Source organism: Bacillus sp. L75 (genome assembly GCF_003676355.1).
GTDB lineage: Bacteria > Bacillota > Bacilli > Bacillales > Bacillaceae > Bacillus > Bacillus velezensis.
The window spans coordinates 43503-59683 of record NZ_ML064902.1 but is presented as its reverse complement, the minus strand read 5'-3'; the positions used below and the strand labels follow the sequence as shown (position 1 = coordinate 59683).

Annotated in this window: 1 protein-coding gene; it reads right to left on the bottom strand. The window is 48.0% G+C overall.

What is annotated here, in order from left to right:
- Positions 1–18: 18 nt before the first annotated feature.
- The gene (locus D5S11_RS03795; protein WP_108724941.1) at positions 19–16143 is read right to left on the bottom strand and encodes a non-ribosomal peptide synthase/polyketide synthase; all 16125 of its coding nucleotides are present in this window, start codon (positions 16141–16143) and stop codon (positions 19–21) included.
- Positions 16144–16181 lie beyond the last annotated feature (38 nt).

The window sequence follows — 16181 nt, the reverse complement described above, 5'->3', positions numbered from 1 at the left end:
AGCCGGTTTCGGCCGTTTTTAGAAATTCAATTCGATTTCGCTTGCAAAGTGTTCACTTTTGTTTACTTTCTCACTTAATTGAATTTCTTTTAAAGGAATCGATGGGTCTTTTATGATCGCCGACAGAATCATGGCGTAATCCTTGCTCAGCGTAGCGATGGTTTTCTGTTTAAACAGCTTCGTGCAATACTCAAAGCTTCCTTGAATCTCGTGCGGATTCATCACGAAGGTCAGCTGCAAATCAAATTTGGCCGCCGTATTCGTTTGTTCATATGGTCTGACCGCGAGAGAGTCCAATTCGATATCCGTTTGTTCCGTATTTTGCAGAACAAACATCGTATCGAATAACGGATTACGGCTTAAGTCCCGTTTCACTCCCAGTTTCTCGACTAATTCTTCAAAAGGGTACTCTTGATTTTCATAAGCTTTCAGCATCGTTTCTTTTGTTTCCGTTACATAGTCCATAAAGGTTTTTTCTCCAGCCGGGGCCGTACGGATGGCCAGCGTATTCACAAACATCCCGATAATATGCTGTAAATCTTCATGCATTCTTCCCGCAATAGGCGTACCGACGACGATATCTTCCTGACCGCTGTATTTGGCCAGCAGTATGTTATAGGCTGACAGCAAGATCATGTAAGCGGTCGATCCGGTCAATTCTTCCATCTGTTTTATCCCCTGGATCACAGTCTCATCGAGGGCGAAATTGTATCGCTTGCCTTCAAAGCTTCGAATTCGCGGTCTGGCAAAATCTTTCGGCAGCTCAAATGGCGGGAGTTCCTCATGAAATACATTCAGCCAATAGCTCTCCTGCCTTTTGATTCGTTCCCTCTGCTCCGCCTGCTGCTGCCATACAGTGTAATCTTTGTATTGAATCCGGAGCGGGGTTAATTCTTTGCCGTCATACAATTGAATCAGTTCTTCAACAAAAATATTCATAGAAGCGCCGTCTGAAACGATATGATGCATGTCAAACATGAAAACATGTCTGTCCTGTTCTAATTCGATGAGTCCGGCCCGAAGCAATGGAGCCTGACTGAGATCGAAAGGCCGCACGAAATTGCGGAACAGCTCCTCGACCTCTTCATCAGCTGCTTTGTACCTTTCTATAGAGAAATCCGCCTGCGGCTTGATCACCTGCACCAGCTCTCCGCGGACCATTTCAAATCCGGTTCGTAGCGATTCATGGCGCTGGATCAGACTTTGGAACGCAGATTGTAAACGATTCATGTCGATCCTGCCTTCCAATGTCAAAATCCCCGGCATGTTGTAACTTAGTTCTCCGCCTTCAATTTGTGTAGACAGGTAAACCATCTTTTGCACAGAAGATACAGGATAAACATCTTTGGCTTCTGCAACAGGGATTTCATCCGGACCGCTGGTTTCCGCGCCTGCAATGACCCTCGCCATTTCTTCAATCGTCGGGTATTGAAACACTTCTCTCAATGAAATGCTTTTGTCGAATTGCTTATGGATCTTGGTAACGAGCGTCATCCCCCGTAACGAATGCCCGCCGAGATCGAAAAAGTTATCTTTCACGCCGACTTGTTCTACCTTCAATACTTCTTTCCAGATGTGAACCAGCTGCTCTTCCGGTCTTGTCCTTGGAGCAACATAGTCAATCCCGGTCTGCAAGCCTGCTTCAGGCAGCGGTAACGCGCTGCGATTCACTTTTCCATTGGAGGTTAACGGCATTTGCTCCAGTTGCATCAAGTATGAAGGAACCATATAGCCTGGTATTTGATCGGAGAGTTTTTCTTTAAGCTGATTGATCGGCAGTGACTTCTCCCCTGTAAAATAGGCATACAAATCGCTTTGCCCCTCTGCATTTTCTCTGGCCACGATCACCGCTTCTTGTACATGCTCGATGTTGAGAAGAGCGGCTTCCACCTCGCCAAGTTCGATCCGGTAACCGCGAATTTTGACCTGGTGATCCTTTCTTCCGGCATATTCAATGTTTCCATCCGGCAGGTAACGGGCAAGGTCGCCTGTTTTATACATCCGCTCTCCGATTACAAACGGATCGGCCACAAACTTTTCGCCCGTTAATTCAGGCAAGTTCAGATACCCCCGTCCTACTCCGTCTCCGGCGATGCACAGCTCACCTTTTACACCTATAGGCAGCATCCGATCATGGGAATCAACAATATACACACGGTTGTTGCCCAGCGGTTTGCCGATCGGCACGTAACCGCCGTCGTCAGCGGATGCCAATGTCTCCGGTACGATGTGAAAGACCGATGCATCCACGCAGGTTTCCGTCGGACCGTATACATTGGTTATGAGCGGCATTGATGACCCGTTCGAAGCGAACAATTCAAGCAATTGCGCCACCGTCGCCTGCGGGAGCGCCTCTCCTCCAATAAGCATGTGCCGGATCGTTACCCCATGAAGGCTGTCTGCAGCGATAAGCAATTGCAAATGTGACGGTGTTCCGTCTGTTACGTCAATGCGGTGGGTGCGATAATAGTTTGACAAGGCATAACCGTCTGATACTGATGCTTTAGGGACGATATACAGTGCATGTCCCCCTAACAGTGCCGCGAAAATTTGCTTGACCGATGCGTCGAAATAGTACGGTGCCAACAGAGACACACGCAATCCCGAATCATAAGCACCGTACACTTGTCCGCGGATCCCCTCCATCAAATGAAGGACCTGGCGATGCTCGATCAGCGTGCCTTTTGGCTTGCCGGTTGTGCCTGATGTGTAAATCACATACGCCAAGTGATCCGGTCCGGCTGCCGTCACCAGATTCGAGCCATCCCCGCTGTTCATTCGTTCGTCATTCAGCAGTAAAATCTCTCCGGCAAAGGATACACGATCTTGTAAATGGGGCTGTGCCAGCAGAACCTTTGCTCCTGAATCCTCCAGAATATAGCGGAGGCGTTCCTGCGGACTGTCCGGATCCATCGGCACATACGCGCCCCCGGCTTTCAGGATCGCCATAATCCCCACGATCATTTCCAGAGAACGTTCTGCCAGAATACCCACAGGCTGGTCAGGCTGCACGCCTTCGCTTCTTAAAATCCGCGCCAGGCGGTTGGCCCGCTCATTCAGCTCACGGTATGTGAATCGGCTTTTCTCGTAAACTGCGGCCGTATGTTCCGGCGTGCGCTCCGCCTGCTCCTCGAACAATTGGTGAATTGTTTTGTCCCTTGGGCAGTCTATCGCCGGTTGACCCCATCTTTCCACAATCTGCTCTTTCTCCTGCGCGGTGATCATCTCCAGCGATGAAAGCGGCGCCTGCGGATCATTCGCAATCGCCTCGATCAATTGGATAAAGTGCTTTGCCATGCGTTCCGCAGTTTCCTGCTTGTACAGCGCTGCCGCGTAACTGATCATACCTGTAATTCCGTCTTCATTTTCTGCCGCTTGGAACGTCAGGTCGAACTTCGCCATCGCATGGTTGTCCGGATAAGGGGTAAAACGCACATCATCGAGGCTCAATTCTCCCTGTTCTGTGTTTTGCCATATGAACATCGTGTCAAATAGCGGATGGCGGCTGAAATCCCGGGACACATTCAGCTTGTCCACCAGTTCGTCGAATGGATACTCCTGGTTTTCGTACGCTTTTAATGTATGCTCTTTGACTTCCTGCACGTATTCTCGGAATGTTTTTTCCCCGACCGGATTCGTTCGTATCGCGAGTGTGCCCACAAACATGCCGATTAAGCTTTCCAAATCCGAATGGGTTCTTCCGGCAATCGGGCTGCCTACTACGATGTCTTCTTGCCCGCTGTATTTGGCAAGCATGGTCGTATAAGCAGCCAGCAGGACCATGTACAGCGTGCTTTCGCTCTTCAGCGCCAAGCCTTTCAGCTGTTCCGTCAACTCCGGTCCGATGACAAACTCGATTTGTCCTCCATCAAAGCTCCGCGCAGCCGGTCTTCCGTAGTCGGTTGGCATATCCAGCACCGGAACCTCTCCGCTGAACACATCCAGCCAGTACGCTTCCTGTTTCTTCATCCGTTCGCTTTGCATATCCGACAGCTGCCACGCCGCATAATCTTTATACTGAACCCGCAATGGCGGGAATTCTTTTCCTTCATATAATGAAACGAACTCTTCAATCAAATTCTTGATAGATACGCCATCGGAAATGATATGATGCATGTCAAACAGCAGCAAATGGCGGTCTTTTGCAAGCTCGATCAATCCTACCCGCAGCAGCGGTGCTTTCTCCAAGTCAAATGCACGCACAAAACCATGAACGAGGGCTTCCGCCTGTTCTTCTTTCGCTTGAGTGAATTCCACTGCAAATTGGACGTCGTCATAGATCCGCTGCACCGGTTCTCCGTCTATCAGTTCAAAGCCGGTACGCAGCGTTTCATGGCGCTGAATCAGCTTGCGGATCGCCTTCTCGACAAGTTCCCGATCCAAAGCTCCATCGGCTCTCATGACACTCGGCATGTTGTAGCTCAGCTCTCCGCCTTTCAGCTGATTCAAAATGTACAGCCGTTTCTGCGCCGAGGAGACGGCATAGTATTCTTTTGCTTCAACGGTCGGGATAGATGTATATGCTGTGTGTTTCATTCCGGTAATCGTTTCTGCCATTTCTTCAATTGTTGGCGATCGGAACACTTCCCGCAGCGGCAGGCTGACCCCCATCTCTTTGTGCAGCTTCGCCATCAGCGTCGTTGCCCGCAGCGAGTGACCGCCGATGTCGAAGAAATTGTCTTTCACGCCGATACGCGGAAGTCCAAGCACCTCTTGCCAGATATGCGCCAGCTGCGCTTCCGCCGCTGTACGGGGAGCAACATATTCGATCCCTGTTTGCACGCCTTCTTCTGGTGCTGGTAATGCTTTGCGGTCGATTTTTCCGTTTGCCGTTAACGGCAAACGCTCCAGTTGGATAAAGTACGACGGGATCATATACCCCGGCAGTTCCTGCGACAGCGCTATTCGCAGCTCGCTTACCATCAGCTCGGTGTTCGCTGAAAAGTATGCGCATAGCTGCTTTTCTCCGGCTCCGTCTTCAAGAGCGGTGACTACTGCTTCCTGTACCGATTCTATCTTTAAGAGCTGAGCTTCCACCTCGCCGAGTTCGATCCTGTATCCTCGAATTTTCACCTGATGATCGATCCGGCCCAAATATTCGATGTTACCGTCCGGCAGCCATCTCGCCAGATCTCCCGTCCGGTACATCCGTTTGCCGGGCTCGAACGGATGATCCACGAACTTCTCCGCAGTCAGCTCCGGACGGTTCAGGTACCCCCTCGCCAGCCCGTCGCCTGCGATACAAAGCTCTCCCGGTACTCCGACTGGCTGTAGACGCATTGATCCCGGTGCCATCATATACAGCTGTATATTCGAGATCGGCTTGCCGATCGGTACTGATGCATACGCTTGGTTTGCTTCGCAGTTGAAGTACGACACATCGACCGTTGCTTCCGTCGGGCCGTACAGGTTGATCAGTTGGGCGCCGTTCACAGGCGTAATAAGGCGATGAAATCTTGCCGTATGTGCCGGCATTAATGCCTCACCGCTTGCAAACACTTGCCGCAACGTACGCAGCTTGCTTGTCTGTCCGCTCGCCGTCTGTGTTTCCGCAAACTTCAGGAAGGCGTGCAGCATCGCCGGGACGAAATGCATTGTCGTGATACTTTGCTCTTCTATTGTGTTCCAAATCACTTCAGGGTCTTTCTCTCCGCCGAGCGGAAGCAGGCACACCTTCGCACCGGTCAAAGCCCACCAGAACAGCTCCCATACCGAGACGTCGAAGGTGATCGCTGTCTTTTGTAAAATCGTATCGCCGCTGCCGATCGGATAAGCCTTTTGCATCCACATCAACCGGTTTATAACCGGACGATGTTCAACCATAACCCCCTTGGGCTTGCCGGTCGATCCGGACGTGTAGATTACATATGCCCTATCGCCCGCACCGGACAGCGGCTCCAAGTTAGAAACGTCATCATCGTAAACGGAAGTATCATCGAGATCGATGACCGTTCCTGCAAAAGCAACCCGTTCTTTCACGTGACGCTGTGACAGCAGCAGGGTCGCTCCTGAATCTTCAAGGATGTAGCGTATGCGTTCCTCCGGGTAATCCGGGTCGATTGGCACATAAGCGCCTCCCGCTTTCAGGATTGCATAAATCCCGACCATCATTTCTAGAGAACGCTCAGCCATGATCGCAACAAGCTGGTCGGCCTGTAGGCCTTCAGCTCGTAAAGTGCGTGCTAGTTGATTGGCCCGTTCATTTAACTCAAGGTAAGTCATACGCTGCTCCTCGAATATAACCGCCTCATGGTCCGGCGTCCGGAGTGCTTGTTCCTCGAACAGCTGATGAATCGTTTGTTCACGTGGGTAATGCATTTCGTTAGACTGAAAACGGCTGTGCAGCTGTTCTTTTTCTTGCTGCGTCAGAAGTTCCATTTCTTCTACTTTGACAGACGGCAGCTGCAATACTTGCTGCATAAGCTGTTCAAAATGTCCGCGAATCCGCTCTGCCTCTGATTGTTCATATTCATTTCGGTTAAAACTAAAATGAACGGTGAGTTGTTCGCCAGGGATGACAACTACATTAAAATCGTAATGGGTGTGTTCTTCTATATGGAAATTCACGATATTTAAATCCGCAGCATCATGGCCCTCTTCAACTTGCTGCCCTATCGGATAATTTTCAAAGATCATGATATGATCAATTAAGTTTTGCTTTTGTTCCGTTTGGGCCTGAATTTCGTATAAAGGATAGGTATCGTACGATTGGGAAGCCAGCGCGTTTTGTTGAACCATTTGCATCGTATCAGCAAAAGTGCTGTCCTCATCGCAGCGGATGCGAACCGGAATGGTATTGATGAACAGGCCGATCATCTGTTCCACATCAGGAATTTCCGCCGGCCTTCCCGACACGACACTGCCGAAGACAACGTCTGCGGACCCGCTGTATTTCTGTAACAAAATCCCCCATAACGTTTGGATCAACGTATTTAACGTAACCTGATGCTGATTTGCGATCTGCTGTAATTGTTTTGTCTGTTCGTGATCAAATCGGCAGATCGCATTGGCATAAGCGTATTCTTTTTGTTCATGCTGCGCTATTTTATGAAGAAGCGTGGTTTCACCTTTATATCCTTCAAGATACCCGCTCCAGTACCGCTTTGCCGCTCCCTGATCTTGGCGGTCAAGCCACTCGATATAGTCGCTGTAAGGAACTGCCGATGGCGGTTCTGGTTCCCTGCCTTCCTGTAAGGCGCTATAATGATCAAACACTTCCTTCGTGATAAGAGACAGGCACCAGCCATCCATCACAATATGATGGAAGCTCCAAATCAAATGATATTTGCGGTCTTCCATACGGAAAATCGCTATGCGCATCAGCGGATCCCGAGCCAAGTCAAATCCTTTTGCCTTGTCTTCTCTTTGATAGGCTGCGATTGTATCCTCTCTCAGGTGCTCCTCTATATCACGCAAATCTGCAAAATGAATTTGCGGTGTTTGCGTTTTATAGACAATTTGTAAAGGAGTATCGTTCCAGCCGCTGTAAAAACGGGTTCTGAGCACGGCGTATGTTTCAAATAATCGTTCAAGGCTTGCTTTAAACCAATCAATCTTTAACTCTCCCTGCAAATCGAACGATGCTTGTTCAAAATAAGAACTTGAGGCCTCGTCCAGCAGGCTGTGAAAGAGCATTCCTTTCTGCATCGGAGTGAGCGGATACACGTTTTCAACCTCACCTGCATGCGGCAGTTGAATGAGGAGCTGATCCAATTCGTCAATGGATATGCCTTTTAACAAAATATCGCTTGGCGTCAGTTCCGATTGTTCTTTATGAACGCAATGCGTAATGATTGTCCGCAGGCGGCTTTGAATCGTTTCCGATAACCGCATGATCGTTTCTTTTGCGTACTGTTTGCTGCTGTAGCTGATCGTAAGCTTCAGCCGGCCCTCGGTGATCATTCCGTTTATATTCAATACATACGGTCTTTCTTGATTTCCGCTTGAGTCTGAACCGCAAGAATAAGAAGATAACTGAACCCCATGCTGCTGTAAATCTTGGTCAAACTGTCCCAGGTAGTTAAAGCTGATCTCAGGATTGAGTTTCGATGGCATTCCGCCGCTTAAGTACCTTGCTATTCCATATCCGATCCCTTTATACGGAATTTGGCGCAATCCTTCTTTGGTCGTCTTGATATAATCAGAGATTTCTTTGCCCGGCTGCGCGTGCAGCACAACCGGATACAGACTTGTAAACCACCCGACCGTGCGGGAGATATCTATATCTTGTATAATCTGTTCTCGGCCGTGTCCCTCTAAATGAATCGGAATTTGTTCCAGTCCTGACCAATGCGATATGGAAAGACCCAGAGAAGTTAAAAGCAAATCGTTTATTTCCGTGTGATAAGCGCGATTCGCTTGTTTTAATAAGAGCTCCGTTTCCTCTTTCGTCCATTCCACAGTTGCTGTTTCGCTGTCTTTTGCAGTTGTATGGGTTTCATGAAAATCTTTAGGCAGCGGTTTGACTTCGGTTTGTTCGATTTTTGTCCAATATTCCTGTTCTTGTTTTATGGTTTCACTTTGCGCATATTCTGACAGTCTCTTAGCCCATAATTGGAAAGAGTCTGTTTTTTGCGGCAGTTGAATCACTCGCCCGTTCTCGGCTTGCTTGTAGCCGCTAACGATATCTTCCAGTAGTATGCGCCATGAAATCCCGTCTATAATCAAATGATGGATGGCAATGAGCAAATGATCTCCATCTGCGCATTGAAACAACCCGGCTTTCATTAACGGCCCATCACTTAAATGCATACTGCTTTGTATCTCATCAGCTTTGGCTTCAATTGTACGTCCCGGATCGGGATCTTCTTTCAGATTCATGACTTCTAAGCGGTACAGTCCGCTTTGGGTGATTTCTTCATTCTGTGCCTCACAGCCATTTTCCGTAGTCCGGAACGTCATGCGGAGCGCATCGTGATGTTCAGCAAGCTTTTGCAGGGTTTGACGAAGCTGCGTTTCCTGAAAACCTTCCGGCGCATGCAGCATGACGGCTTGATTGTAATAATGCTGATCTGTTGTTGTTTGTTCGAAAAACCAATGCTGAATAGGAGTCAGGCTGACTTTTCCTTTGACCTCACCTTGATCGGCTATACGCAGATTCTGCTTGATATGCGGACTCAATTCTGCAATTGTTGCATATTGAAACAAGTCTTTGATTTCCATTTTGTATCCTTGCTGATTTAATCTGGAGGATACTTGAATGGATTTAATGGAATCTCCGCCAAGATCGAAGAAATTATCAAGAATACTGACGTTTTCAGCGCCTAATACCGATTCCCAGGCAGAAACTAATATTTCTTCAGCTTTTGTTCGGGGAGCTTTATACTCTGCTCTGTCCTGCAGTTCGAAATCCGGAGCCGGCAGCCCTTTTTTGTTTATTTTTCCGTTAGAAGTTAAAGGCATTTCATCAAGCTCGATAAAATAAGCCGGAACCATATAACTTGCAAGGGTTTGAGACAATTGTTTCCGGAGCCGGGCTGCCGTTGTTTGCCCGCCGCTCACGTAATATGCACACAATTGTTTAAACCCGTGGACGTCCTCTCTGGCTGTAACGACAGCTTCCTTAATCACTTCTTCTTGAAGCAGTGCCGCCTCGATCTCGCCTAATTCGATACGATAGCCTCTGATTTTCACTTGTTCATCTATTCTGCCCGCATATTCAATGTTTCCGTCCGCCAGCCACTTCGCCAAATCTCCGGTCTTATACATCTTCGCTCCGGGTTCAAACGGGTCATCGACAAATTTCTCTGCCGTTAATTCGGGACGGTTCAAATATCCTCTTGCCACACCGGCGCCGCTGATATAGATCTCTCCCGGGACACCGATCGGCGCGGGTTTCATATTCTCATCAAGAACGTAAATGCTCGTATTTGCCGCAGCGGTTCCGATCGGTACTGATTCCCGCCTGTCCTTTGCGGCATCATAACGGTAAATCATGCAGCCGACAACGGTTTCCGTCGGTCCGTACTCATTGCATATTTCAATCCGGCCTTCGAACTGTTCATGAATGCTGCGGGCTAACCGGGTGCTTAAGTTTTCCCCGCCCACAATCATTCTTCGGACAGCCGTTTGATCGGCAATGTTCATTTCTTTCAAGACCTGCAAATGGGCCGGGGTCAATTTAATGATATCCACCCTCGGGTCCCGCACAATTGATTCAAGCAGAGCTGTTTTATCCTCTCCGTCATAGACGATGATTGCATTGCCTGTGACAAGCGGCGTGAAAATAGAAGTCACCGTCAGATCAAAAGAAATTGACGAATACAATGGGAAGTTGGCTTTCTCGCCTTTTACATAAACTTCTTTCGCCCACCAAATATAATTGGTCAAGCCTCCGTGCTCGATTAGTACGCCTTTTGGCCGGCCTGTGGAACCTGACGTATAAATGACATATGCCAAATGGCTCACATCACTTATCGGAGCAAGGTCAGAGCCATCTTGGTGATAAGAACTTTCATCATCAAGTAAAACCGTGACGCCTTCATAGGCAAGCTGTTTCCTGACGTCCCGCTGCATTAAAACGATTCCGGCTTGGGAGTCATCCAGCATATACCGGATGCGGTCTTGCGGATATTCCGGATCTATAGGTACATAGGCTCCGCCTGATTTTAAAACGGCAAGGATTCCGACCACCGATTCGATGCTGTTTCTTGTGATGATGGCTACAGGCTGATCCGTCTGCACTCCTTTCGCTCTTAACGTTCGCGCCAGGCGGTTGGCCCGCTTATTGAGCTCTCCGTACGTGAGCTGCCTGTCCTTATCAATGACGGCTGCTTGATCGGGCGTACGCTGCGATTGCTCTTCAAATAATTGATGAACCGGCGTCTGCGGGAACGGCGCAGCCGTGTCGTTCAGCGTCTGCAGAAGGGTTCTTCTTTCGCCTTCCGTTAACAATTCCGCTTGATCCACCCGGATATCCGCATCTGTCACGACTTGATGCAGGATTTGCATGAAATGTTCCCGAACCCGCTCTATGCTTGCCCGCTCATACACATTTGCATTGTATTCAAAAGAGATGTTCATCTCGTCGCCCGGTATAACGGTCAAATTAAAATCGTAGTTGGTCTGTTCTTCCATTTGTACGTTGGAAATCGTGATGGATGTTCCGTTTTGGCGGCCTATACTTTCCATATACTGATCAACCGGATAATTTTCGAATATCATTAAATGTGTAATTAAATCTTGCTTTTGCGTTGTACGCGCTTGAATATCGTACAGTGGGTGCGTCTCAAATTTTTGGGACGCTACAGCCCTTTCCTGCGCCTCTTTCATAAGCTCAGCAAACGTTGTCCCGGCTTCACATCGGAACCGGACGGGAATGGTGTTAATGAATAAGCCGATCATGGTTTCCACGTTTGGAATTCCAGCGGGTCTTCCGGATACAACACTTCCAAACACAACGTCCCGGCTACGGTTATATTTCTGCAGCAAAACCGCCCATGCCGTCTGCAGCAGCGTGTTCAGCGTGACATGATGCTTGCCTGCCGTCCGCTTCATTTTCGAAGTGAGATCGGAGCTTATGTCACACGTCACTTTTTCAGGAACGTATCGTCCGTCCTCCGCTGCATGGTGATCCTTAGGAAGGCCGGTTTGCTCCTCATATCCCTCCAAGTACTGATCCCAATAAGCCGCGGCCTCTTTCGCATCTTGCCGGCCGAGCCATTCAATATATTGACTGTACGGAGTAATTGACGATTGTTCAGGCTGCTTTTGCTGAAGCAAAGCAAAGTAATTCTCGAAAATTTCTTTTGTAATCAGCGGCAGACACCAGCCGTCCATCAAAATATGGTGGAAACTCCAGATAAAACGGTATGTTTTTTCATCCGTACGAAGGATGAATAACCGCATTAACGCGCCTTTTTCTAAGTCGAACCCCCGCATCTTATCTTCTCTGGCATACTGCTGAATCATCGCTTCTTTTTGTGATTCCTTCATCTCTCGTAAGTCATTGAATTGAAAACCGATTTTTTTCGTTTTGAATATGATTTGGAGCGGCTGATCCTTCCAGCCTCTGTAAAAATTCGTGCGGAAAATATCATATTTTTGCGATAAGCCGTCCAAGCTTTTTGAAAATGAATCAATTTCCAGATCTCCATGCAGATCAAACATCGTTTGCTGAAAATAAGCACCAGAATTCGGATCAAATAAGCTGTGAAACAGCATGCCCTTCTGCATCGGCGTTAATGGATAAATATTTTCCGCTTCGCCTAATTCACGCGTCTGCTCCAAAAGCTGTTCCAGTTCGTCGATTGAGATGTCTTTTAACAGGATGTCACTTGGTGTGAGAGAAGTCTGCTGCCGGCTTACGCAATGCGCAATGACTTCTTGCAGACTTTCTTTCAACCCCCGGGCAAATTGAGCCATAGTAGATCTTTCGTATTGTTTGCTGCTGTAGCTCAGTGTCAGTGATAATGTCCCTTCGGCAATCATTCCGTTCAAATCAAGCACGGCCGTTCTCTCTTGGTTTTCGTTCATTGACAACCCTGTGGAAAAAGGCGAGATGCGCAAAGCCTGATGCTTCAGGTCTTGGTCAAATTGTCCCAAATAATTAAACGATATCTCCGGATTCAGCTGCAGGCTGTCGGCTTCCGAGTGCCCGGATATATATTTGATGATGCTGTAATTCATTCCTTTGTCAGGGATACGGCGCAGCCCTTCTTTTACGATCTTGATCCGCTGCGACAGGTTTTTTCCGGCTTCCATCCTCAGGACGACAGGGTACTGGCTTGTGAACCATCCTATCGTGCGGGAAATGTCAGCATCCGGAATAATCGGTTCTCTCCCGTGGCCTTCCAAATTCACGACAATGTCTTCCGTGCCTGTCCACTTGTGAACAGCCAGCCCTAACGAAGTCAGCAGCAGATCGTTGATATCCGTGTTGTAGGCGCGGTTCGCTTGTTTTAATAATTGCTCCGTTTCCTCTTTTGTCCATTGAATCGTCACTTCTTCGCTGTCTCTTAATAACGACCCTTCGCTGATAGTGTCCTTAGGCAATGGCTGAGGCTTTATACTTGAAAGCTCAGTCCAATACGCAATCTCCTCTTCCATATCGGTTTCCGCCGCATATTTGGACAATTGACCGGCCCAGAATGGAAACGAGTCTGTTTTTTGCGGGAGCTGGATCGTTTGTCTGCGTTCTGCCTGCTCATAACCGCTTGCAAAATCTTCGAGCAAAATACGCCAGGATACACCGTCAATCAGCAAATGATGAATTGCAATCAGCAAATGATCCCCGTCCGGACATTGGAACAAACCGAGCTTCACCAATGGCCCTTTGTCTAATACCATGCTGCTTTGAATCTCATTCGCTTTATCGGCAATCGCTTGAGCCGGATCGGTTTCCCCTTTATAATTCATCACTTCCAGATGGAATAGTTCACTTTCATCTGTTCCTGTAATTCGCGGAGCGTATCCGTCCGGCGTTTTTTCAAAAATCATCCTCAAGGCATCGTGATGCGACGCGATCCGTTCCATCGTCCGGCGAAGCGGGCCCTCTTTAAAGCCTTCCGCCGAATATAACATGACGGCCTGATTGTAATGGTGTGCATGCGGCATTTTTTGCTCAAAAAACCAATGCTGTATCGGGGTCAGCTTGGTTCCGCCATTCACTTCTCCTTGATCAGCCACCCTGCTGACCGGTGCTACAAACTGACTAAGTTCAGCAATCGAGGGGTGTTTAAACAAATGCTTCATATCAACCTTGTATCCGGCTTGATACAATCTGGATGACACCTGAATTGATTTAATCGAATCTCCGCCAAAATCAAAGAAATTATCCAAAATTCCTATACGTTCTGCCCCTAATACTTCTTGCCAGATAGACGCCAGCAGTTCTTCTATTGTGTTCCGCGGGGCTATGTATTCGTTTTCCGCCCGCGTATTTTCGTCAGCAGCAGGCAAAGCTTTCAGATCAATCTTCCCATTGGAAGTGAGCGGAATGCGTTCCAAAGGGATAAAGCGGGAGGGAATCATATAATTCGGCAGTTCCCGGGATAATTCTTCTCTGAACTGCGCAGCGGTCAAAGAAGGCTCGCCGACATAATAGGCATACAATTGTTTGGCCCCGTCTGCGTCTTCCCGCGCGACGACTGCGGCTTCACGAACGTTTTCCAGATTGAACATGGCTGCCTCTACCTCGCCGATCTCAATCCGGTAGCCGCGAATTTTCACTTGATGATCAATCCGCCCTAAATATTCGATTCTTCCATCCGGCAGCCATCTGGCGAGATCCCCCGTTTTATACATCTTTTGACCAGGGACATGCAGATGCTCCACAAATTTTTCCTCCGTCAATTCAGGCCGATTGAGGTAGCCGCGGGCCACTCCCGCTCCTCCGACATACAGCTCTCCCGGTATGCCGATCGGCTGGATTTGATGGTGCGCTCCTAAAATATAAGCTTGATGGTTGGCCACCGGGCTGCCGATTGTGATCTGTTCATCAGCGGACTGAACAGGGTGAAATGTAGATACCACGCTGTTTTCTGTCGGTCCGTATTCATTATTGATCCGAATGCGAGGCTGCAGAGAATGCAGCTTCTCAACTGTATCTGTTTCCAGCTGCTCACCGCCTACAACAACATGCTGAACATGGATGAAATCCTCTCTGTTCATCTGTTCAATCATCGTTTTCAGAAGACGGGGGGAAGTTGAAAAATGGGTAATTCTCTCTTGTTTTATGGCATTTTGAATGGCGAAAGTTTCTTTATTCTCTTCATTAGGCAGAAGGTGCAAAGTTGCTCCTGAGATGAGCGGGCCGAAGAAATTTAAAATGAACGCATCAAAAACATACGGGTACAAGACAAGCACGCGATCCGCCGGAGAATGCTTGAAAAACGCCTTCTTCCACTGAAGCGAGTTCACAATGCCGCCGTGTTCAACCATGACCCCTTTCGGCTTTCCTGTTGTACCCGACGTATAAATGACATAGGCTAAATGGCTGTGTCCCGCTACTGGTGATAACAATGAGCAATCGGCATGGTATGATGCTTCATCATTCAAATCAATCACCGGGCCGTCAAAGGCGAGGCTGTTTTTTAAATGATGCTGAACAAGGAGAACGTCTGCATCCGCATCATGAAGCAAATATTGAAGCCGCTCTTTTGGATATTCAGGATCCAGGGGCACATAAGCGCCCCCTGCCTTCCAAACAGCTATAATGGATACGATCATCTCTAATGAACGATCAGCGAGAATGGCGACTAACGTATCGGGTTGAACCCCGCAATTACGCAATGTTCTTGCCAAACGGCTCGCCTTCTCATTCAGTTCCCTGTACGTCAAATGGTCGTTTTTAAATTTGACGGCCGCATTCTCAGGCGTTCTTTCTGCCTGCTCTTCAAATAATTGATAGACTGTTCTGCTCCCGGAGAAATCTCTGACGGTGTCGTTAAAATCAAACAATAGCTTCTGTTTTTGCGCTTCCGGTAAGATCTCTGCCGTATGGATCGCGGCTTGAGGCTGAAACAGGATCACAGACAGCAGCTGATCCAAATGGGATACAATTTGATTGATATAGCGCTCATCGTACAGATTGCCGTTATAAAAAAGCTTCAAATGAATCCCGTTGTTCTCCAAATCAAAGTGAAACAGCGTATCGGTTGCAGTATCTTCTTTACATTGCAAGGAATGAATTTCGTTAAGCGAAACGACGGTATGAATCAAAGGCATATGCTCGTCATTGTATTGCACGCTCAGATGCCGGGCCATTTTTCTGAACGGCAGGTTTTGATTTTTCAGAGAATCATTAACGGCTTCTTTCAGCTGCCCGAATACGGTTTTAAATGTGCTCTCGTTTGAAAGTGTATTTTTTAAGAGGACAATGTTGTTAACGGCTGACTGGCCGGCTTTTTGCTTCGATACCGTTGGAATGCCAAGAATCAGGCTCGTTCGATCCGTATATTTATATAACAAGCACTCAATACCCGCCAATAAAATCAGATAGGCCGCCATATCGGAATGATTCGCCATTGTCATGATTCTTTGAGATACTTCCGGAGATAAGGAACGGCAGATGCATTTTTCCTGGTAGCCGGTACGGACCAACGACGCTTTATCCGCTGCTTTAAAGTAAGGGAATGCGCTTAGACCGTCTTCTTCATCAAACAGGTTTTCCCAGTACGTTTCTTGAGTTTTAAATACCGACATTGGAGCACCTCATTTTATATATTTTAAAGAAATAATGC

What these genes read in the sequence shown, in the direction of transcription:
- D5S11_RS03795 (WP_108724941.1), bottom strand. Translation starts at nt 16,143, where the DNA reads ATGTCGGTATTTAAAACTCAAGAAACGTACTGGGAAAACCTGTTTGAT.